Below are 21,857 nucleotides of genomic sequence, written 5' to 3'. Positions count from 1 at the left end.
GATTATTCCTCCTTCTCGTCCCGCAAGAAATAAATCGTATCCAGACGGAATTGTTCTGCCGCCTCACGTACATCTTCCTTGCTAATATGTTCTACCTGAGCCAACAGTTCTTCAGCCGTTCTTTCTTTACCAGACAACTGTCGATTGAAGTCATAAGCGATCATCTCAAAAGCAGAATCCTGCATTTCCTTAAGCAGGTTACGGATCATTGCTTTGGTCTGAGACATTTCCAGATCACTGATTGTACCGCTTTTCATTTCTTCCAGCTGCTGCTTGATAATGGTGACAGCCTTCTCATAATTAGGGATTTCAATCCCGGATTGAATCGTTGCAATGCCCTTATGTCCGTCATATCGCGATGACGCGTAATACGCCAGGCTTTCTTTTTCACGAACATTGACAAACAGTTTGGAATGAGGATAACCACCGAGAATCCCGTTGTACATTAGTGCTGCGGCATACTGTGGATCTCCATAAGTGATAGATGTACGGAGTCCCATATTGAGTTTTCCCTGACTCACATTCAGTCGCTCAACAACAGTCTCCACTTCCTTATCTCCTCGAACCGCTGCCTGTGTCTGGTAATCAGAGGAGGACGTTCGATCTACATTGAAATGACGCTGAACAAGGTTCTCGACCTCCTCCAGTGTCGTATCCCCTACCACGTACAGATCCATACTCGCCTGCTGCAGCCACTCCTGATAAGACGCAGTCAGTGTGTCGGGCTCAATCCCAGGCAGATCCTTTCGCTCACCCAATGGATGAAGACGGTATGGCTCGTTCTTGCACATTTCCTCGATACTGCGTTCAGCAGCATAGCGCATTTTATCATTCACGATGGACTCCAGCTTTTTACGAACAGTCTCTCGCTCTGCTTGTACATAAGACGTCCTGAAATGTCCATTCTCCTGTGCAGGTCGGGTAAGAACCTCTCCAAGGAAGGCAAATGAACGATCGAGTAGCTGCTCATCGCCTCCAACAAAGGAATCATTAATGGTATCCATTCGGAACTGTACAATCTGGTAATCCCCGCGTTTATAAACGTCAAAACCAAAACCTGCTCCATACAGATGCTCCAGTTGCTCACGGAATTGCGTTGTTTCCGGATAGGTCTCCGTGCCGCGTCGCAGAACAAAAGGTGTCAGTGCTACTTTGGTTACTGTATCTTCCCGTAAGGGAACTCCTGCATATAACGATATAGCAAACGTTTTAAAACGTTTAGTGGGAAGCACATGTATACGAAACTGTCTCTTGCTACCTCGTTCGAATCCTGATGTATTCAAATGTCAAAACCCCTTTACGGCGTCATTTATCATGCAATCGTATTAAGCTAAACGTAACAACCATTTTAACCCATTCAAAAGGCAAGAAGCAACCGAAGTCACGCCTTCTGGTTGCTTCCAACATCATCACATACAAAAGATATGCTGTCCGATTGTTTTCACTTGTGGGCGGGTCCAGATCCATTTGGATGTTGCTGTCTTCGGGTTAAAATAATAGAGACATCCACCGGACGGATCCCATCCATTCAGGGCCTGCTCAACTGCCTTTTTGGCTTGTGCGTTTGGTTCCAAATAGATCTGTCCGTCCGCTACAGCCGTAAATGCACCTGGTTGAAAGATCACGCCTGAAGGCGTATTAGGAAAGCTTGGTGATTTCACGCGATTCATTATTACTGCCGCTACTGCGACTTGACCTTCAAACGGTTCACCCCGGGCTTCACCATATACAGCGTTAGCCATAATCTTGAGTTCATTCTCTGAGAGACCAAGGGCATTGGCAGATCCCATATTGTCTTGCTCTTTATCTGCCGTATTGTTGCTACCTCCACCTCCACCTGAGGATTCCTTGTGTAGCGGCGGCTCTGTTGGCGACCATTTGGTTGACGCATTGTACAGCTTGAGCTTGGTCTCAGCTCCAACCACACCATCTGCCTTCATGCCAAACTCGGATTGAAACCATTTGACGGATTTCAGTGTGCTGTTGCCAAAATTACTGTCGATTTTACCATTGTAAAATCCCAGGTACTTCAGACGCCCCTGAAGCTCATATACATCCTGACCGTAACTTCCATATTTCACAGCGTTGCTGCTGAAAGTAGGCAAGGCTTTCTCTTCATCTTGTGATGTGCTTTGATTCGAACTTTCGGTTGCTGCATTCTCAGGAAGCAAATAACGGATTCCCAATGCGGACATCAGCAAAATAGCAGTGAAAAGCCATATGTTCATTTTTCGCATCGACTGTGCTCTACCTTTCTCTTGTGGGATTAACAGAATCGCTAAGGTTATTATGACAAGCCTGCTTGCTTCCTATGCACCAAATCATCCGATCATTGGACATCATGGTAAAACTTCAGTCAAATTGTATGAAAAAAGCCCCCAACCATTAAGGTTGAGGGCTCGAATCGCCTGAATATTCATGTGCATTACAAGCTACGAGCTTATTTTGTTTTGTTGGTACTCTTCAAGCGAGACCAACACTTCCCGTGGTTTGCTACCCTCGTAAGGACCAATCACGCCCCGGGATTCCATGGAGTCAATCAAACGTGCGGCACGGGTGTATCCTACTCGCATTCGACGTTGTAGCAGAGAAACAGACGCTTGCTTGGCCTCCAGAATAATCTGTACTGCCTTTTCGTATAACTCGTCCTGTACTTCATCTTCAGCCTGGATAGAGTCGTCCACCTCAGGTACAAGGGACTCATCATACTGTGCTTCACCTTGACCACGTACATAATTCACAATATTTTCCACTTCTTCATCACTCATAAAAGCACCTTGTACACGAACCGGTTTCGATGCGCCCATTGGCATGAATAACATGTCTCCGCGACCCAACAGTTTCTCGGCCCCACCCATATCCAGAATGGTTCGAGAGTCCACCTGTGAGGATACACCGAAGGCGATACGAGAAGGTATGTTGGCTTTGATTACGCCAGTAATAACATCCACAGAAGGCCGCTGTGTAGCAATAATCAGATGGATACCGGCTGCACGAGCCATCTGGGCAAGCCGCGCAATCGCATCTTCAACATCTCCGGCTGCAACCATCATGAGATCTGCAAGCTCATCCACAATGACAACAATATAAGGCAGAACAGCCGCAGGATTATCTTTCATCAGATTATTGTAACCTTCAACGTTACGAGTGCCTGATTTGGAGAACAGTTCATATCGTTTCTCCATCTCAACCACAATCTTTTTGAGAGCAAGTGACGCTCTCTTAGGATCAGTTACTACCGGTGCCAGCAAATGGGGAATCCCGTTATATACGTTCAACTCAACCATCTTGGGATCGACCATCAGGAACTTCACTTCATCCGGCTTGGCTTTGTACAATATGCTGGTAATAATTCCGTTAATACACACCGACTTACCGGAACCTGTAGCACCCGCAACCAACAAATGGGGCATACGAGCCAAGTTACCAATAATCGTCTGTCCCGAGATATCTCGGCCAAATGCAATGGTCACTTTGGATTCTGCCTCCTGGAACGTTGCTGTCTCCATTACTTCACGCATCGTTACAACCGATACTTCACCATTAGGTACTTCGATACCAATAGCAGACTTTCCGGGAATCGGTGCTTCCATCCGAATATCTTTTGCCGCCAGAGCCAACGCGATATCATCAGTTAGGCTGACAATTCTGCTGACCTTGACACCAATGTCAGGTTGAATTTCATATCTTGTAACGGCAGGACCACGAACCACTTCAAGTACTTTGGCACGAACACCGAAGCTTTCCAGTGTGGCTTCCAGCTTACGTGCTGTTTGCATATAATCCTTCTGGTCACCCGCCTTGCCCCCATTGTTTGGCTTGGCAAGTAGACGGAATGATGGTAGCTTGTACGGCTTAGGAGGTGGCGGTGGTGGTTTCACCGGTTGTGTGTCCTGCCCTTCAGGAGTTGGAGTATCTGTTCCCTGCATTGCATCATTAGGTACTTCTTCTCCACTCTGAATCTCATCCACAGCATTCATCCCGTTTGTACCTGCATCGGATGCAGACCACTCTGTCTCTACCAGTTCATCCGTTATTTTAATGGTATGCTCGCCCTGTTGTACTACGTTTGGATCGGCCAGATTATCCGGGAAAGGATAAGCATCGTCCAGATCATCTTCAATGCTTGCCTCTTCTGTTCTGACATGCTCAAAAAAGTCTCGAATGATCGGCGCTGAGTTAGGTTTAGCCTGAACAGGAACACGTGATGAAGCTGATTTGTTAGTTACGTCTTCGGTTGCATCCTGCCACGCCTCTAGATTGTGATCTTGTTCGGCGCGGTACACAATCTGTTCTGTTTCTGCCGAATCGACCTCATCCATTTCACGTCCTGATGTCGCCTGTTCCCGTTTAGCTCCCCATTTCCCAAAAAGTTGGAAGAATATGGGCGAGTTTCGTTTTGGTAGATGCTGTTCCTCTAATTCATCCTCATACTCGTCTTCGTCATCTTCAACAGGAACAGGTACCACTTTACGGGCGTTACCTTTCTTTCTGGCATCAGAAGTTGAAGCAGAACGTGCAGAGGGTCTCGACTCCAGCTTTTTGTACATCGAACTCCCGGCATCCCAAATCTTTGTTCGGAATATTCGTATCAAATCCACATAAGATAGACTCGTAATCAGCATAAAACTGATGATAAACATGACAATCATGATGAGTCTCGCCCCAAGACTGCCGAACAGCCACAGGAAAAGAGCAAATTGCCCAGCTCCGAGATAACCACCGCTGATGTCCTTGTTAAGCATGGAGTCCCTCTCACCTGGTACAGCAGGGGTTAGCAACTCGGTTTGCATATCATTATGTACCTGCGTAATCACAGCACCAGGCTCAAGCGCACCAACCGGAATGAGCTTCTGGTGCATTGCAGAGACAGTACTCATCAAGGTTAAGGCAAAGACCAGCAAAACAAGTCCTGTCTTGCGTGTGGTCCAACCACTCGGCCATTTCCGGTGAATCATCACCATGAGACCATAATAAATACCAACAAGTGGAATCGCAAAATAAAACTTACCAAGCATCAGTCCGAACATCTTGGAAAGCGAACGTCCAACGGTGGCTTCACCCGATAATGCTATGACAGCAAGGGTAATAAGCACAATCCCGTAAATTTCATATTTTAAAACGCCACTAAAACCAGCGCCCTTTTTTTTCCTCTTTTTTCTTCTGGCCAAAATCAGGTCACCCCCAGAAGAATATTATACCATACAAATATAATCCGTACATATGTTCTTTTTCTGCTCAATTTGTCTGAATTCGTCGCGTTATGCTGATCCCAAGTTACCCGAAATCGGAATGGTCGAACCCGGCATATTGGCAGGATTGAGATAGGCTTCAAGTGGACAATCCAGCAAACGAACAATAACGGCTTCATTGTCATTAACAGGTCTTACCTGCATTAACAAACCATTCATTTTGATCTCCCTCGTATCTTCGCCCTCTTTCCACATTCCCGACCAGAGTTGTTCCGGGGGCATCACTGTATATAATGTCATTGGGTATAACCTCCCGCTTGCAGAGTCTGTCTCTTGTCTCCTATGAGCTGATTTAACTGAGCAATAGCCTGTCCAATCCCGCCCACTGCATCCATTAATCCATGTTTCACTGCATCTGCGCTTCCTACAGCTGTACCAATATCCCGATTCAACTCACCAGTCTTAAACATTAGTTCTTTGAACATCTCTTCAGAGATATTCGAATGAGAAGTCACGAACCGAACAACCCTTTCCTGCATTTTCTCCATATACTCAAACGTTTGAGGTACACCAATGACAAGGCCGTTCATCCGAATCGGATGGATCGTCATCGTTGCACTTCCGGCAATCAGGGAATATGTTGAAGCTACAGCAATCGGTACTCCAATGCTATGCCCGCCTCCAATGACCACAGTCACCGTAGGTTTGCTTAGAGAAGCAATCATCTCTGCAATGGCTAGACCCGCCTCTACATCTCCACCTACCGTGTTCAAAATGATCAGTATACCTTCAATACGCTGATTTTGTTCTGCGGCCACCAGCTGTGGAATGATATGTTCATACTTTGTTGTTTTGTTTTGTGGCGGCAAAATCAAATGCCCTTCGACCTGTCCAATAATGGTCATGCAGAAAATATTCGACTCACCTGCAGGAGACTGTGTCTGCCCAAATTGCTGAATAGTCTCTGTCACGGGAGAGATGGCCTTTTCCTCCTGAATCGGAATTTCCGGCGCTTCAACTTCCGGTTGATTGGATCTTGACGCCTGCTTGTCATTCATACGTTCATTCATTTCAATAATCCCCTTCTCCAGAAACATTTAATGTATTTCCTTAGTATGGGGACTTTTCCAACCGCCTTATACCCGCTACATCAAATTGCTTCACATATTGACTTATCGCAGATCTTCCTGAAAACGCAAAAAAAGCCCCTTCTCTACGAGGAACCGTCCAATATTACTCGTAGAGAAGGGGCGACTGTGTGCCTGAATATATGTTTTTGTTTAGCCTATTTTAAACTTCCATAATGATTGGCAAAATCATCGGTCTACGACGAGTTTGCTCATACAGGAAGCGTCCCAGTGCATCTTTAACATTTGTTTTGAGTGAAGCCCACTCGTTAACGTTCTCACTCATCAACTTCTGCAATGTGCTGCTAACGATCCGGTTGGCCTCATCCAATAGTCCTTCCGATTCACGAACATACACAAATCCGCGAGAGATGATGTCAGGACCGGAAACAATTTTTCCATCCTGTTTGCTGAGTGTTACCACAACAACAAGGATACCATCTTGTGACAACAATTTGCGGTCACGAAGTACAATGTTACCCACATCGCCTACACCCAAGCCATCGATCAACACATTACCTGCAGTAACTTTACCTGCTCTACGTGCTGCTCCACCTTGAATTTCAATCACTTCACCGATATCCGTGATGAAAATGTTCTCAGGTTCTACCCCTACAGATTCAGCAAGAACCGCGTGGCGACGCTGCATACGGAATTCACCGTGAATCGGCAAGAAGAATTTCGGTTTCATCAGGTTGAGCATCAGTTTCAGCTCTTCCTGGCTACCGTGACCAGATACGTGGACGCCACTGTTAGCACCGCTGTAATGCACGTTAGCACCCAGACGGAACAGTTCATCAATTGTACGGCCTACATATTTCTCATTACCTGGAACCGGAGTTGCTGCGATAATGACGGTGTCACCTGGCAGGATGTCCACTTTACGGTGCGTGGAACGAGCCATACGTGTCAGTGCTGACATTGGCTCTCCTTGACTTCCTGTGCAGAGAATCACGACACGATCAGCTGCCATCTTGCCTACTTCTTCAGGTTCAATGATCATGCCATCCGGAATCTCAAGATAACCCAGTTCTGAAGCAATACCAACCACGTTCACCATGCTGCGTCCGATAACTGCAACTTTACGTCCAGTCACTTCTGCTGCATTGATCACCTGTTGGATACGGTGTACGTTGGAAGCAAATGTCGCCACAACAACACGTTGACTTGCTTTACGGAAGATATCTTCCAGCACGATACCCACATTTTTCTCCGATGGTGTGAATCCAGGTTTCTCAGCGTTCGTACTATCGGACAACAGCGCTAACACGCCATTTGTTCCGATCTGTGCCATACGCTGAAGATCTGCATATTGACCATTGACTGGAGTATGGTCGAATTTGAAGTCACCTGTGTGAACAACTGCACCTTCCGGTGTTTCGACACATACACCAACAGAATCCGGAATACTATGGTTAGTAGCGAAGAACGATGCTTTCAGAACAGATCCAAGTTGGATCTCGGAATCAGCATCAATCAGAATACGTTTTGTATCACCCAGCAAATTCGCTTCTTTCAACTTGTTTTCTACAAGTCCAAGCGTAAGTCTTGTTCCGTATACAGGAACATTCAGATGTTTGAGAACATATGGCAGACCACCAATGTGATCCTCATGTCCGTGAGTAAGGATGATTCCTCTTACTTTGTCACGGTTCTCAGTCAGGTAAGAAATGTCAGGGATGACAATATCAATACCAAGCATATCTTCTTCCGGGAATTTAAGACCAGCATCTACGACTACAATGTCGTTGGCGTATTGGATGACGTACATATTTTTACCAATCTCGCCTACGCCGCCCAAAGCAAAAATCATCAGTTTATCGTTATTATTTTTCTTAGACAAATGAATCTAAACCTCCTATGGTAGTTGGACGTCGTACCTTATTATTTATTGTAAGTTAAGAAAAGTAGTCCATACATCACATACCCACCTATCGGGATGAATGCAAAAGAACACCTTTATTCACGATATTTGGAAGAAGTTCTTCGAAGTTATTCCCTTTGACCAACAAGTTGGAGTTGAAATTCCCTCTTAGCCGTTCCTTCCTTTTTCACCGCAAAGCTACACCACGAAGCGATGTCGCTTTCAATTTCAAAAAAATACCGCACCCAGTCACTTGACATCATTATACATGATTAAAAACAAAAAAAACAAGTCACTCTCTCGTTAACCTGTAGGTTTCCCCTTAGCAGTGGAAAAGAAACCTCACATTACTCGTAAAAAAAAGAACCGCAGCCTCTACGAAGAGGAGCGGTTCTTTTGCTGATCTGAAGGATATTCCCATGATTAATAAAATAGTCCATATACAACCAAAATGATTACAAATTAAGCAAACCTTTGATATAAACCTGCTCCTCTTCCGTTGGCGGAATAAGTGGCAACCGTACGGAACCAACGTCTAGACCACGCAATGTCAGCGCATATTTCACCGCTACGGGGTTTGGTAGAGGCTGTGGACACTCAAACAGGCCTTTGAACACCGGGAACAACTGCTGATGAATCTGAGCAGCCTGAAGAGGTGCTCCGCCATAGAAGGCGTCAATCATTTTCTTCATTTCTGCCCCTACGACATGACTGGCCACGCTGACAATTCCATGTGCTCCAACCGCAATCGCTGGTAAGCCTGAAGCATCATCACCGGAATAAACTCTGAAATTTTCTGGAGCACTTGCTGCAATCAGCGTAACCTGCTCCATAGACGCACATTCCTTCGTAGCGACGATGTTAGGAATCTGTGCAAGACGAAGCGTTGTCTCTGCTGACAGGCTGGTTACTGTACGCCCAGGCACGTTGTAGAGCATAATTGGCAGCTTGGTGGAGCCTGCAATCGCTTCAAAATGTTTGAACAAACCTTCTTGGCTAGGTTTATTGTAATACGGAACAACCAACAAAATGCCATCCACTCCGGCACGTTCAGCTTCCTGTGTCAAATGGATGGAATGTGCCGTGTTATTGCTTCCCGTTCCGGCTATAATTTTGCACCGACCGGCCGCATGTTTCACTGCAAATTCGAATAATTGAACTTTCTCAGTATCACTAAGTGTTGGAGACTCCCCTGTTGTTCCAGAAACCACAAGCGTCTCCGACTTTTGATCTACAATTAGATAGTCGATTAGACGTGCCGTTTCCTCCCAATGAATCTCTCCTTGTTCATTGAACGGAGTGACCATTGCTGTAATCAATCTTCCAAAGTCCAATTCGATTCCTCCTTCAAAACAGGTTTGGCTCCTCTGACTTCAGTTATTTACAAATGAAGTTCGAATGAGGCGTGAAGTGCCCTCAGGGCCTGAACCATATCTTCTTTTTTTACGAGTACCCAGATCGTTGTATTCGAATCTGCCGATTGCAGGATCTGAATGTCTGCCAGTGTCAAGGACTCCACGATTCGAGCCATGATTCCAGGTACACCATTAATGCCTCCGCCAATGACGGACACTTTGGCACAACCGGACAGGCTTTGTGGCTTGAGACCTATCTCCTGCAATACCTGTATGGCTTTCTCGGAATCACTGTCAAAAACCGTATAGACAACTCCCGAGGGGGTAACATTAATAAAATCAACGCTGATTGAATTCTCAGCCATGGTTTTGAACACTTTTAGTTGCAATCGATCTGCACCACCACCAGGCACATCCACCGTAATTTGCGTTACATTGCTCACGTAGGCGATGCCTGTTACATAACGGTCAACAATGCCTGTCTGCACATCCTGGAATCCTTCCGGATGCGTAACCAGCGTTCCTTCCGTGTCTGCAAAAGTAGATCTTACCCGCACTGGAATCTGGGATTGCATCGCAATCTCAACCGCACGTGGATGGATTACCTTGGCCCCGTGGTGGGCCATGTTACAGATCTCTGCATAACTCACAACAGTCAGTGGACGTGCATCCTCAACAATTCGCGGATCAGCGGTGAGTATCCCGTTCACATCTGTGTAGATATCCACCATTTCAGCACGTAATGCTGCACCGAGAGCTGTAGCAGACGTATCGCTTCCCCCACGACCCAATGTCGTGAAGTCTCCGTTCTCTGTCTGCCCCTGGAATCCGGTTACAACAACGACACGGCCAAGCTGAAGCTGCTCCAACACACGAACAGGACGGACATCCAATATCCGGGCATTCCCGAAATTGTCGTCCGTCACAAAACCTGCTTGTGCACCGGTCAGCACTGTAGTTGGAATGCCTTCATGTTCGAGTAAACTGCTCAACGTTGTCGCCGATATGATTTCACCACAGCACAGCAGTAAATCCTTTTCGCGTGCGGATAGTGCGTTTCCGTTCTGTGCAGCCCAGTCCAGCAACGTATCGGTCGCATATGGCTCGCCGCGGCGCCCCATCGCAGACACAACGATGACCAGACTCAATCCTGCTTCAAGTTCACGTTTAACATGACGGAGCACATGCTCTCTCGCCTGAACAGTGGAGAGAGACGTGCCTCCGAATTTCTGTACCATGATACGCATCTTTATTCCTCCATTTGTGTACGCAAGAAGACTGGACACGGGTCAAATCAACAAATGGATCACTCTAGGGAGCGTTCTGATGCGATAATTTCAGCATTTTATACGGCATTCCATGCCGCTCCTTATTTTCTGTAATTGTCTGGGACAATCGCAAATCAAAGGTCGCGGTTGTTATCGAGGTCATGATGCATACATTCACAATAGACCTCTCCCGCTTGCTTAACCTGTACTGCCCGCAAGCAGGAATGCCTTATAGACAGGAACGTGGACATAGTAGCTGTTCAATCCAGCATATTGTCCCCCATGATTTTCTTTGTCTCTCGAACCCTTCTTCATTTCTCCAAGCGCATAAACGTTGTCACCAAATCATTGTTCCATCAAGCCTGTGAAGAACGCTCCACAATCATCGGCTGCAACTGTTTGCCCTCAAGAGCACTCCAGCAAGCCTCTGGAATCAATTCCATTTTGGCGACTAACGAGTTTGGTTTTTTCACTGGATCGTCTTGCCCAAATGGCACAAAATACAAGTATTTAGCCACAAGCAATTTGGCGATATTCGCAGCATTCAAGCCCAGACCGTCATTCGTGGAAATCGCGAGCACAAGCGGACGCTGATTGCGCATCTGCGCTTTGGCTGCCATTAGCACTGGACTGTCGGTCATCGCATTAGCCAGCTTACTTGTTGTATTCCCTGTGCATGGAGCAATAACCAGCACATCAAGCAGCTTGGAAGGCCCTAATGGCTCCGCTTCAACAATTGTAGAAATGATATCATTACCTGTTATATCTTTCAACTGTTTTTGCCAATTTTGCGCCGTACCAAAGCGTGTATCCGTCGTCAGAACCGAATTCGAAATAATCGGAATGACGTTGGCACCTTCAGCTACGAAGCGGCTAATTACCGGCATAACCTCTTCAAACGTACAATGAGAACCCGTAATTGCATAACCTACCGTTTTTCCCTGCCAGTTCATGATTTAACCTCCCGTGCGTTCTGTTCTTCCAAAAGCAAACGGATCAACGCGTCGGCAATAATGCCGCCAGCCGTTTTGGGAGCAACAATGCCGGGGAGGCCTGGCGCAAGTAGCGCTTTGATACCGCGTTTGTCGGCATACCTGAAATCACAACCGCCAGGAGCGGATGCGAGGTCGATAATGACAGCCTTTTGCGGCATTCTGGACAGGATTTGTGCTGTGATTATCATAGTCGGTATCGTATTAAAAAGCAAGTCAACTTCCCCGGTCTGAGCGGCCAAATCCGTTGTCATGAAAGGCTTCCAGCCCATTATTGTAGCGCGGGCAGCATCCTCTTCCCGCCTGATTCCCACCCGTACATTTGCTCCAAGTCCCTGCAGTGTTTTGGCCATTGTGAATCCTGTTCGACCAATGCCAAGCACAATGCATTCCGAACCATGGATTGTGAAGTCCGTCTCCCGAATAGCTATGGCGATGGCTCCTTCAGCTGTTGGAATAGAGTTATAAAGTGCAATATCATCACGATCAAGTACTTCAACAAGTCGCAGCCCATTTTCAAGACAAAGTTCGCGCAAGAACGGCTTTGCCATACCCGTGAACACAATACAATGCTCTGGTAATGCTGCAATATGTTCCTTTTTCAAATAGATCAGTGTGTCACTGAATGAAGTACTTACTTTTCCCTGCTCATCGCAACCGACAACAGGCAGTACGAGTACATCTGCGGAAGCAAACACTTCATCCTCCAGTTCCTGGTGCTCGATCCCTGGAATGGAACGCTCTATTTTATCGAAACCCACCACACTTACCGTTGCATCCAGCTCAGCGCACTTTTGAATGACTTCAAGCTGCCGCGCATCACCGCCCAGGACTACAATCCGGACTCCGGTCAGCATCGGGACGTCACTCCTTTCACCACATGTATGCCTTATCGTATGCAGGGGCCCACAGGGGGGTGAAAACAATAATTGCATTCCACCGTCCGTTTCTCAAATGTAAAAAAGAGCCGCCCCTGTCAGGGACGACTCTAAAGAATGAGTATATTTACGCTGCTTATTTCCCGGTATGACCGAATCCGCCTTCGCCACGTACCGTTTCCGAAAGTTCATTCACTTCCGTCAATTCAACCGCAGGCACGGTCTGGAAGACGATCTGTGCAATGCGCTCTCCCCGTACAATCGTGAACGGTTCCTGACCCAGATTAATCAACAGCACTTTAACTTCTCCGCGATAATCCGCATCAATGGTCCCCGGTGTGTTGAGGCAAGTAATACCATGTTTGAAAGCCAGTCCGCTCCGAGGACGGATCTGCGCTTCCAATCCAGCTGGCATTGCCATCGCAAGTCCGGTAGGAATCAGCGTACGCTGACCCGGCTGCAATACAACATCTTCCTGAAGTGCAGCTACTACATCAAAGCCGGATGCCAGCTCCGACATTTTTTGAGGCAGTTTAATATCTTCATTGCCCGGCAGTTTCTGTATTTGAACGTAATACAACAAAATCATCCCTTCTCAATCCAGCGATCGTTTTATCTGAAGCGCCAACCATAGCAAGTGCAAAAGGTTCAGCAAACATCAGATCAATTACCGCGTTAATATCGTCCATGGTAACTTGCTCAATTTTGGTGATCATTTCATCCAGCGTATGGTGTCTGCCCAGCATGAGCTCGTTTTTACCCAGACGATTCATGCGACTGCCTGTGCTTTCCAAGCTCAGAATCAAGCTACCTTTCAGCTGTTCTTTTCCTTTACGAAGCTCATCTTCGGACAAGCCGTTTACAGCCAAGTCGCGTAGAACCTCTTTGGTCAGATCGAGCACTTCTTTGGTCTGTTTCGGTGCTGTACCTGCGTATATCGTGAAAAGTCCGCTGTCCGCATGAGAGCTATGATAGGAATACACGGAGTACGCAAGACCCCGTTTCTCACGAATTTCCTGGAACAGCCGGGAGCTCATGCCTCCACCAATGGCGTTATTCAGAACAACCATAGCGAATTGCAGCGGATCTCCGATTTTACAGCCCGGGAACGAGATACAGATATGATTCTGTTCCGTTTTCTTTTTGTGAAAGAGCTGTCCGCTTTGGAAGGCTGGCATCGTGACTGCTTCCGATACTCCATTTACATCAAAAGCACCAAAATGCTTCTCCATCAGATCGATTACACTGTCATCAATATTACCCGCGATACTAATGACCGTGTTCTCAATCGTGTAGTGCTCCTTCATATATGCACGCAGATGGCTGGAATCCATCGCTTTGAGACGTTCTTCCGTACCCAGGATTGGGTATGCGAGTGGATGCTCACCATAGGCGGCCAAGGCCATCAGATCATGAACCATATCATCAGGCGTATCTTCATACATCGAGATTTCTTCCAGAATGACGTTTTTCTCCTTGATCAATTCACCATCATCCATTTTGGAGCGGAAAAACATATCAGACAATACATCAACCGCAATCGGCAAGTGCTCATCCAATACTTTAGCATAATAACACGTGTATTCTTTGGAAGTGAATGCATTCACGTTACCACCAATCGCATCGAACTGCTCCGCAATCGCCTTGGCATCATAACGATCTGTTCCCTTGAATAACATGTGTTCAATAAAATGTGATACTCCGTTACTTGCAGGTTGCTCATTACGCGAACCTGTCTTGACCCATATTCCGAAAGACACAGAACGGCAGGTCGGTATCTGTTCCATGACAACTCTGAGGCCATTGCCCAGCTGAATTTTTTTCATGGTTGGCCCTCCTACATCTCTATAATTGCCTTGATCTCAACCTTGAAATTGAAATCGACATTTGGTTCCAACTGTTTGATATTAACAAAAAAACAACGTTCACTCAACCGCAGAGGTGTTTACACGTTCCGAAGACAGCGTCTCACTTACTGTTCCGAGCACCAGACCTTTGGCCCGTATGGATTGAATCATGCCCTTTAAAGCTCCCGAAGAAGCAGCTGTAGGGTGCATTAGAATTAACGTTCCAGCCTCGGTATTTTTAGCAATTTTGGCAACAACGGCATCCGGGCTTGGCTTACGCCAATCCACAGTATCTACTGTCCATAACACGGTGTTCAGTCCCATGGATGAAGCAATGTCAACGGTCTTCTGATTAAAGTCACCGGAAGGCGGAGCAAACCAACGATTTTCTACGCCCAGTGTTTTATGGAGCAGATCCTGGGTTTTGCTAATTTCCAGCTTAGCCCGTTCTGCGCTCAATCGACTCATATTAGGGTGAGAATATGCATGGTTGGACATCTCATGCCCACGTTTCTGAATTTCTTTGGCCAGTTCAACATTTTTGCTTAACCAACTTCCATCCAGAAAAAAAGTAGCCTTCACTTTCTCGGCATCGAGCGTATCCAGCATCGGTTTAATGTATTCGTTCCCCCAGGCCACATTAATCATAAAAGAAACCATCGGTTTGTTTGCATTCCCCCGATAGATCGGATGTGCACCCAAATCCTTAAGCTGGATCTCCGGCTCAATCTGACGGTAGACATACGCTATTTTGGTATTCAATGTTCCACTCAGCGCCTTACGGTATGTCGCTTCCACATCAATCTCCATGCCATTATAACCAGGAATCGCTTTCCATACCCGATCCACTCTGGCATTTATCGGAGCAATTTTCGTTTCAGCCGCTTTATCCCGAATCGCAGACAACAGCGCATCTTCTCCAGTTGCCTCCTTAAACATGTCAAAAGCATTTTGCGTACCTGGCCCATCACGGATCTCCGTAATGTATGTACGTACACTGCCAACTTGTCCGATCAATATGACCGCAGTCACACCCGCCAGAACAGCCGCCAGCTTTTTGGATTGGTTTCCCACAGCTCCATCCTCCCGCCGTCTTTGTCCCCATCATATGAGGACAAGGGCAAAAATATGAATGCTGAGCCATGGTTTCATCCTTGCTTTACGTATTTAAACGTTAAAAAAAGAGCCAGAAATTCACATTCTGTCTCTTCATTCAATCTATCCATTTATAACCTGTCGCTTCGGTATCCTAGGATTGAGCCGGAGCTTCAGCAGTCAAAACTGCTTTACGGGACAAGTTGATTCGACCTTGTGGGTCAATTTCCGTTACTTTTACCGTAATGGAATCACCGATAGCTACAACATCTTCCACTTTGGCAACACGTTCAGTTGACAGTTGCGAGATGTGTACCAGACCTTCTTTGTTCGGAAGTACTTCAACAAATGCACCGAATTTTTCTACGCGTTTTACTTTGCCGACATAAATCTCGCCGACCAATACTTCGCGCACAATACCTTCGATGATCGCTTTGGCTTTATCATTCATCTCCTGGTTGGAAGAAGCGATAAAGACACGTCCATCCTGTTCAATATCAATTTTAACACCGGTTTCTTCGATGATTTTATTGATGATTTTACCACCTGCACCGATAACATCACGGATTTTGTCCGGATTGATATGCATCGTTGTAATTTTAGGCGCATATTGTGATAACTGCTCACGTGGAGTTTTCAAAATTTCGTTCATTTTGCCCAAAATGTGCATACGGCCTTCTTTGGCTTGCGCCAATGCATCAGACAAAATTTGACGATTAATACCAGCAATTTTGATGTCCATTTGGATTGCAGTTACACCTTCAGGTGTTCCAGCTACTTTAAAGTCCATGTCACCGAGGTGATCTTCCATACCTTGAATATCACTCAGAATGGATACATGATCTCCATCTTTGATCAGACCCATAGCTACACCCGCAACTGGAGCTTTGATTGGTACACCTGCATCCATCATAGCTAAAGTGCTGGCACAGATACTTGCCTGAGATGATGAGCCGTTGGATTCAAGAACTTCAGATACCAAACGAATCGTGTATGGGAAATCCGTTTCGGAAGGAATCACTTTGGAAAGCGCGCGCTCACCCAGAGCACCATGTCCGATTTCGCGACGGCCTGGAGCACGCAATGGACGCGCTTCGCCTACGCTGAATGGTGGGAAATTATAGTGATGCATGAATCGTTTCGTTTCTTCAAGACTGATTCCGTCCAAAATCTGAACATCACCCAGTGCACCAAGTGTACAAACGCTAAGTGCTTGCGTTTGACCACGCGTAAACAGTCCTGTACCATGTGCACGTGGCAACAGAGATGTATCACATTCAATTGGGCGAATTTCAGCAAGTCCACGTCCATCCGGACGAACTTTATCATGCGTGATCAGACGACGCACTTCTTCTTTGACGATATCGTGCAGAACTTCCTTCACGTCTTTGAACAATTCCGGACTTTCAATATATTTCTCTTCAAAGTGAGCAACGGTTTCGTCATTCACTACATCGATTGCATCTTGACGAGCATGTTTCTCGGCGATTTTAACCGCTTCGACCAGACGAGCGCTGGCGAATTCACGCACGCTACTGTTAACTTCAGTATTAACGGTACGCAACTTAACAGCCATTTTTTCTTTTCCAGCAACTTGCACAAGTTGTTCGATTACAGCAATAATATTTTGGATCTCATCATGTCCAAACATGATTGCTTCGAGCATCACTTCTTCCGGCACTTCGTTTGCTTCGGCCTCAACCATCATGATGGCATCCTTGGTTCCTGCAACGACCAGTTCAATATCACTGACTTCAAGCTGTGCAATCGTTGGGTTAATGATGAACTCGCCATCAATACGTCCCACTTTCACGCCACCAATCGGTCCGCTGAATGGAACATCCGAAATGCTCAATGCTGCCGATGTACCAATCATTGCAGCGATTTGCGGTTCGCAATCCTGATCCACACTCATAACGATATTCAAAACTTGTACATCATTCCGGAAGCCTTCCGGGAACAAAGGACGAATTGGACGGTCTGTCAGACGGCTTGAAAGAATGGCTTTCTCACTCGGTCTGCCTTCACGTTTAATAAATCCTCCTGGGATTTTACCTACGGCGTACAATCTTTCTTCATAGTTCACCGTTAATGGGAAAAAGTCCAGATCTTTCGGCTCACTTGATGCTGTCACGGTACACAATACCACGGTATCCCCGTATGTTACCTTAACGGCAGCATTAGCCTGCTTGGCCAAACGCCCGGTCTCAAGCGTAAGTTTTCTTCCACCAAGCTGCATTTCAACACGCTGTTCCATGAAACCCCTCCTTTTATTCGTTCCTAATTCAATGGATTCTGCATATTCACAGTATTTCCTGCTTGTCATGCATTCATTAGCTATGTATGGATCTTTCAACATGCTAACCTGCACAACAAAAGCTCCTCACGGAGCCCCATCTACAAATATATGGCAACATGTTCATCTACAAAACAACCCGGCTGTAAGTTCCGCTTGTCCTTTTAGACAAAAGAATGACGGATAACAGCCAGGTTGATTTTGAAAACATGTACGATAATTAACGACGCAATCCGAGTTTTTCGATCAGTGCGCTGTAACGTTTAACATCTTTGTTTTTCACATAAGCCAAAAGCTTACGACGTTGACCTACCATTTTCAAAAGTCCACGACGTGAGTGGTGGTCTTTCTTATGCGTACGCAAGTGGTCTGTCAAACTTGTGATGTTTTCCGTAAGGATAGCAACTTGCACCTCTGGAGATCCTGTATCGGACTCGTGAGTTTTGTGCTCGTCGATCAGTTGTTGTTTACGTTCTTGAGTCAATGCCATCCTGTTCACCTCCTTCAATATAATCGCCATTAGCCTCGTCACCGCCGGTGAGAGCAAGCAACCAAGCCAAGGTTAATGTTGTCTCAATCGACAACGTAGTACAGTATATCATAATTGCCTAGTTAAAGTAAATGTAAACATGCATTTAATACTGAACCTTTAAGATAACAGGCGGCCGGCAGTTAATGCATCTTCACGAATCTGGCTAATTAATGCCTCAATGGAGTCAAACTTTCGTTCTGCACGAATATAGTGAACGAGCTCAACCTTTAGTTCCTGGTCATATAAGTGTCCATCAAAATCAAGCAGGTGCACTTCAAACGTAGGTTTCATCCCGCTTTCGTGAAACGTAGGTTTCACACCGAGATTCATTACGCCAGGCAGTTCCTGTCCGCCATACTGCACACGAACAGCGTAAACACCCTTCGACGGGGTAACGTAATGATCTGTGAGTTCAAGGTTGGCTGTAGGAAATCCAATCGTTCGTCCACGCTTCTCCCCGTGAATGACAGTTCCTCTGATGCTGTAAGGTCGGCCAAGCCACTGACTGGCCTCATCCATCTCCCCACGCTTCAACAGGCCACGAATGAGAGAACTGCTCACTTTTTCTCCATTTAACAAGAAAGGAGGAACGGTTTCCACCATCATCTCTCCTTCTCCCAAAGTACGAAGAAGTTGTTCATCCCCTGCACCCTTGTGACCAAAACGGAAGTCAAAACCCACCACCGCTGTTCGCGTCTGAAGAGGAATCAACAAGTCGTGTACGAATTGTTGCGGCGTCAACCGTGAGAAATCTTCATTGAACTCCACCACATAGAGTACATCAACGCCCATTCCTGCCAAGATCTCTTCTTTATCTCTCAAGGGAGTTAAATAACCCTCGTAATCCCCTTTGCGCATAACTTCCTTCGGATGTGGATGAAAGGTCATGACCGCTGCCTGCATGCCCGTTTCCCGCGCAATGCGGACAGCTGATAAAATGACACTTGCATGTCCGAGATGCAGTCCGTCGAATTGACCAATCGCAAGCACTTGGGGCAGTGTGCTCAGCTCAGTCGAATGTAACGTCTGCGGATAGGTTAGCATTACGGTTTTCACAATCATTCACCTGCATTTCACTAGATAGGCCAAGCTAGAGCATCACCACAACTCCAAGCCCGAAACCTCTTTATTCCGGCAAAAAGACTTTAACTGCCCTCACCGTTGGTTTTAGTTCATCCCGCTCAAATATCCCCAGAAACGTACCATCCTGAGCATACAACCGCAGCAAACCAGGTTGCTCCACAGGCGGTTCCAGAAGACGCGCAGACAGTTTCTGACCTTGCAGTGCTCCTTTGGTTAGTTCTTCTCCAACCTTATGGGCCGGAATTGAAGCAATAGCCTCGTCAACAGGAATCAGCGCCTCCGCCAAAGTCCCGTCAGCCATAAGTTGTTCCACTTCTTCAATTCGAAGACAACGATCTGCAGAGATACCTGCCGATATCGTACGCTCCAGTTGAACCATGGTTGATGGATATCCGAGTTGCCGACCAATGTCTACACACAATGTCCGAATATAAGTTCCTTTTGAACATAAGGCCCGGAAGGATATATCGGTGGTCTCACCCTGAGTCTCAATCCCAGTAAGTTCGAGCTCATAGATTGTGACCTCACGGCTCTTACGCTCTACCGTCTTACCTTCACGAGCAAGCTCATAAAGACGTTTGCCGTCTACCTTTACGGCAGAATACATGGGTGGTACCTGTGAGATCGTGCCCAGAAACTGCTCAAGCACCTGTTGAACCTGTTCCTGTGTTACTTCCACAGTCGTTTCAGCCCGCTCAATGACTTCCCCTGTCATATCCTCTGTGTCAGTAGACAGTCCCAGTCTGAGCGTAGCCAGATATTCCTTCGGAAGCTCCTGCATGTACTCTACCACACGTGTCGCCCGTCCAAGACAGAGCGGCAGAACGCCTGTAACTTGTGGGTCAAGTGTGCCCGTATGCCCAATGCGCTTCATTTTGAGAATGCGACGCATTTTGGCTACAACATCATGAGAAGTAAAACCCGCCGGTTTATATACCGGAAGTACACCTTCAAATGGCTTTACCATTGTGAATTCACCTGCTTCAGTACTTTTGCGACAATATCATCAAGTCTGCCTTCCAGACGACATCCGGCTGCGAGCACATGCCCGCCTCCGCCAAAGGTCTGTGCTAGTGCAGCAACATCAATCTTACCAGCTGAACGCAAAGAAACCTTGACTGCATTCTCGTTGATGACTTTGAAAAAGATACCAACTTCCACGCCCTGAATGTTGCGTGGATAGTTCACTACCCCTTCAAGATCTTCATTAGCTGCTCCACAAGCCACCATATCATCTGGTGTAATAACAACCCAGGCTATCTTTCCATCATCTGTCATCTGCAGGCTTGATAGTGCCTGATTCAAAATCCGAACTTGCGGAAGAGTCACCTGCTCCAACAAGGTCTGGGCGAGATAGGGTCCATTCACGCCATGTTCAAGCAGTCTGGAGGCCGTTTTCATTACATTTGGGCTGGTGTTGGCATAGCGGAATCCACCTGTATCGGTAAGCAATCCTGTATAAACTGCCGTCGCAACATCTTGATCCCATGTTACTTGGAACAGGTTAAGAAAATCGAACAAGATTTCAGCCGTAGCAGCAGCATCTGACTTAATGATGTTGACTGTACCATAACCGTCATTTGTAGGGTGATGATCAATATTCAAGATAACAGCATCATCTTCGAAATAATGACGTGTCAAACCTACTCTGGCAAAGTCTGCACAATCCACACAGATAACAGCTTTATATTTTCGCTGCGGTGGTTGTTCGGTCATGTTCACAATGTTGCCTGCTTCCCACAGAAATTGCATGCGCCCGGGGATTTCACCTTCATTAATCATCGTGAATGTCTTACCCAGACATGACAGCAGCCAGCCCACCGTTACCGTCGAGCTGACTGCGTCACCGTCCGGCTGTACATGCGACACGACCAGGTAATCATCATGCTCCAGTAGAAATTGCTTTCCGGCCTGGAGCGCCTGTTCATAAGTGTGCATTGCCGTCTCCTCTATTCTGTTACTGGGATTCGTTCTTGTCGGAACCAATATCGCCAAGCAGCTTCTCAATTCGGCTGCCATAAGCGATGGATTCGTCAATCTTAAATATCAACTCGGGAACATGCCGGAACCGGATACGTTTGCCCAGCTCCGAACGCAAAAATCCATTTGCTTTTGCCAGAGCTTTCAGCGTGTTATCTTTTTGTTCCTGTTCACCGAAGACACTCAGATAAACTTTGGCTTGCGACAAGTCTCCTGTCACTTCGACTCCCGTTACCGTAATAAAGCCGATACGTGGATCTTTCAGTTCAGACTGGATGAGCAGACTTATTTCTTTCTTGATCTGCTCGCCCACTCTACCTGTACGAATCTTAGCCATTGTTGTTCACC

The 21,857-nt window shown here is 46.5% G+C and carries 19 protein-coding genes; all 19 read right to left on the bottom strand.

Annotated features, from left to right (window positions below; translation table 11 throughout):
* Nucleotides 1-2: 2 nt before the first annotated feature.
* The 19 genes from yfmF to rbfA all read right to left on the bottom strand — a co-directional run bounded on the left by yfmF (nucleotide 3) and on the right by rbfA (nucleotide 21,846).
* Nucleotides 3-1,283: an EF-P 5-aminopentanol modification-associated protein YfmF gene (gene yfmF / locus NST38_RS11770; protein ID WP_076249796.1), complete on the bottom strand. Its 1,281-nt coding sequence runs from the start codon at nucleotides 1,281-1,283 to the stop codon at nucleotides 3-5.
* Between the two features lie 126 nt (nucleotides 1,284-1,409).
* Nucleotides 1,410-2,237 carry a spore cortex-lytic enzyme gene (gene sleB / locus NST38_RS11765; RefSeq protein WP_076249797.1) on the bottom strand — a complete coding sequence of 276 codons (828 nt, stop codon included), beginning with the start codon at nucleotides 2,235-2,237 and terminating at the stop codon, nucleotides 1,410-1,412.
* Between the two features lie 195 nt (nucleotides 2,238-2,432).
* Nucleotides 2,433-5,171: an FtsK/SpoIIIE family DNA translocase gene (locus tag NST38_RS11760; protein WP_076249798.1), complete on the bottom strand. Its 2,739-nt coding sequence runs from the start codon at nucleotides 5,169-5,171 to the stop codon at nucleotides 2,433-2,435.
* A 90-nt stretch (nucleotides 5,172-5,261) separates the two neighbouring features.
* A complete protein-coding gene (locus NST38_RS11755) occupies nucleotides 5,262-5,492 on the bottom strand; it encodes a YlzJ-like family protein (protein ID WP_017689125.1) in 231 nt (76 codons plus the stop codon).
* Entirely contained in the window at nucleotides 5,489-6,250 is a 762-nt protein-coding gene (locus NST38_RS11750; protein ID WP_036609439.1) for a ClpP family protease, read from the bottom strand. Before NST38_RS11750 ends, NST38_RS11755 begins: the two co-directional genes overlap by 4 nt.
* A gap of 232 nt (nucleotides 6,251-6,482) precedes the next feature.
* A complete protein-coding gene (locus NST38_RS11745) occupies nucleotides 6,483-8,162 on the bottom strand; it encodes a ribonuclease J (RefSeq protein WP_036609284.1) in 1,680 nt (559 codons plus the stop codon).
* Between the two features lie 476 nt (nucleotides 8,163-8,638).
* The gene (gene dapA / locus NST38_RS11740) at nucleotides 8,639-9,517 is read right to left on the bottom strand and encodes a 4-hydroxy-tetrahydrodipicolinate synthase (RefSeq protein ID WP_036670403.1); all 879 of its coding nucleotides are present in this window, start codon (nucleotides 9,515-9,517) and stop codon (nucleotides 8,639-8,641) included.
* 47 nt (nucleotides 9,518-9,564) lie between these two features.
* On the bottom strand, nucleotides 9,565-10,785 hold the full coding sequence (dapG, locus tag NST38_RS11735; RefSeq protein ID WP_036670402.1) for an aspartate kinase: 1,221 nt from the start codon (nucleotides 10,783-10,785) through the stop codon (nucleotides 9,565-9,567).
* 377 nt (nucleotides 10,786-11,162) lie between these two features.
* Nucleotides 11,163-11,759: a dipicolinate synthase subunit B gene (locus tag NST38_RS11730; RefSeq protein ID WP_062833836.1), complete on the bottom strand. Its 597-nt coding sequence runs from the start codon at nucleotides 11,757-11,759 to the stop codon at nucleotides 11,163-11,165.
* Nucleotides 11,756-12,655: a dipicolinate synthase subunit DpsA gene (gene dpsA, locus NST38_RS11725; protein ID WP_076249799.1), complete on the bottom strand. Its 900-nt coding sequence runs from the start codon at nucleotides 12,653-12,655 to the stop codon at nucleotides 11,756-11,758. The genes NST38_RS11730 and dpsA overlap by 4 nt, the downstream gene beginning before the upstream one ends.
* A gap of 157 nt (nucleotides 12,656-12,812) precedes the next feature.
* Entirely contained in the window at nucleotides 12,813-13,259 is a 447-nt protein-coding gene (gene dut, locus NST38_RS11720; RefSeq protein ID WP_179087829.1) for a dUTP diphosphatase, read from the bottom strand.
* Complete coding sequence (locus tag NST38_RS11715) at nucleotides 13,219-14,502, bottom strand: M16 family metallopeptidase (protein WP_076249800.1); 1,284 nt, start codon at nucleotides 14,500-14,502, stop codon at nucleotides 13,219-13,221. The genes dut and NST38_RS11715 overlap by 41 nt, the downstream gene beginning before the upstream one ends.
* Nucleotides 14,503-14,601: 99 nt before the next feature.
* Nucleotides 14,602-15,597, bottom strand: coding sequence for a polysaccharide deacetylase family protein (locus NST38_RS11710; protein ID WP_076249801.1), 996 nt, complete (start codon nucleotides 15,595-15,597; stop codon nucleotides 14,602-14,604).
* A 175-nt stretch (nucleotides 15,598-15,772) separates the two neighbouring features.
* Entirely contained in the window at nucleotides 15,773-17,875 is a 2,103-nt protein-coding gene (gene pnp, locus NST38_RS11705; RefSeq protein ID WP_101313440.1) for a polyribonucleotide nucleotidyltransferase, read from the bottom strand.
* A 259-nt stretch (nucleotides 17,876-18,134) separates the two neighbouring features.
* Nucleotides 18,135-18,404: a 30S ribosomal protein S15 gene (gene rpsO, locus NST38_RS11700; RefSeq protein ID WP_017689136.1), complete on the bottom strand. Its 270-nt coding sequence runs from the start codon at nucleotides 18,402-18,404 to the stop codon at nucleotides 18,135-18,137.
* A 159-nt stretch (nucleotides 18,405-18,563) separates the two neighbouring features.
* Nucleotides 18,564-19,502, bottom strand: a complete 939-nt coding sequence (locus NST38_RS11695) for a bifunctional riboflavin kinase/FAD synthetase (protein WP_036609299.1) — start codon at nucleotides 19,500-19,502, stop codon at nucleotides 18,564-18,566.
* 70 nt (nucleotides 19,503-19,572) lie between these two features.
* The gene (gene truB / locus NST38_RS11690; RefSeq protein WP_076249803.1) at nucleotides 19,573-20,496 is read right to left on the bottom strand and encodes a tRNA pseudouridine(55) synthase TruB; all 924 of its coding nucleotides are present in this window, start codon (nucleotides 20,494-20,496) and stop codon (nucleotides 19,573-19,575) included.
* On the bottom strand, nucleotides 20,490-21,467 hold the full coding sequence (locus NST38_RS11685; RefSeq protein ID WP_076249804.1) for a DHH family phosphoesterase: 978 nt from the start codon (nucleotides 21,465-21,467) through the stop codon (nucleotides 20,490-20,492). The genes truB and NST38_RS11685 overlap by 7 nt, the downstream gene beginning before the upstream one ends.
* Before the next feature lie 19 nt (nucleotides 21,468-21,486).
* Nucleotides 21,487-21,846: a 30S ribosome-binding factor RbfA gene (gene rbfA / locus NST38_RS11680; protein ID WP_017689140.1), complete on the bottom strand. Its 360-nt coding sequence runs from the start codon at nucleotides 21,844-21,846 to the stop codon at nucleotides 21,487-21,489.
* Nucleotides 21,847-21,857 lie beyond the last annotated feature (11 nt).

This window comes from Paenibacillus sp. FSL H8-0104, assembly GCF_038050215.1.
In the GTDB taxonomy this organism is placed as follows: Bacteria; Bacillota; Bacilli; order Paenibacillales; family Paenibacillaceae; genus Paenibacillus; species Paenibacillus amylolyticus.
This window is presented reverse-complemented; position numbering and strand designations above follow the sequence as displayed.

Bases quoted from the DNA above. Each gene is read 5' to 3' on its own strand.
- sleB (WP_076249797.1), bottom strand. From the start codon at position 2,237: ATGCGAAAAATGAACATATGGCTTTTCACTGCTATTTTGCTGATGTCC.
- NST38_RS11755 (WP_017689125.1), bottom strand. From the start codon at position 5,492: ATGACATTATATACAGTGATGCCCCCGGAACAACTCTGGTCGGGAATG.
- NST38_RS11750 (WP_036609439.1), bottom strand. From the start codon at position 6,250: ATGAATGACAAGCAGGCGTCAAGATCCAATCAACCGGAAGTTGAAGCG.
- dapG (WP_036670402.1), bottom strand. From the start codon at position 10,785: ATGCGTATCATGGTACAGAAATTCGGAGGCACGTCTCTCTCCACTGTT.
- NST38_RS11730 (WP_062833836.1), bottom strand. From the start codon at position 11,759: ATGAACTGGCAGGGAAAAACGGTAGGTTATGCAATTACGGGTTCTCAT.
- dpsA (WP_076249799.1), bottom strand. From the start codon at position 12,655: ATGCTGACCGGAGTCCGGATTGTAGTCCTGGGCGGTGATGCGCGGCAG.
- NST38_RS11715 (WP_076249800.1), bottom strand. From the start codon at position 14,502: ATGAAAAAAATTCAGCTGGGCAATGGCCTCAGAGTTGTCATGGAACAG.
- pnp (WP_101313440.1), bottom strand. From the start codon at position 17,875: ATGGAACAGCGTGTTGAAATGCAGCTTGGTGGAAGAAAACTTACGCTT.
- rpsO (WP_017689136.1), bottom strand. From the start codon at position 18,404: ATGGCATTGACTCAAGAACGTAAACAACAACTGATCGACGAGCACAAA.
- truB (WP_076249803.1), bottom strand. From the start codon at position 20,496: ATGGTAAAGCCATTTGAAGGTGTACTTCCGGTATATAAACCGGCGGGT.
- NST38_RS11685 (WP_076249804.1), bottom strand. From the start codon at position 21,467: ATGCACACTTATGAACAGGCGCTCCAGGCCGGAAAGCAATTTCTACTG.
- rbfA (WP_017689140.1), bottom strand. From the start codon at position 21,846: ATGGCTAAGATTCGTACAGGTAGAGTGGGCGAGCAGATCAAGAAAGAA.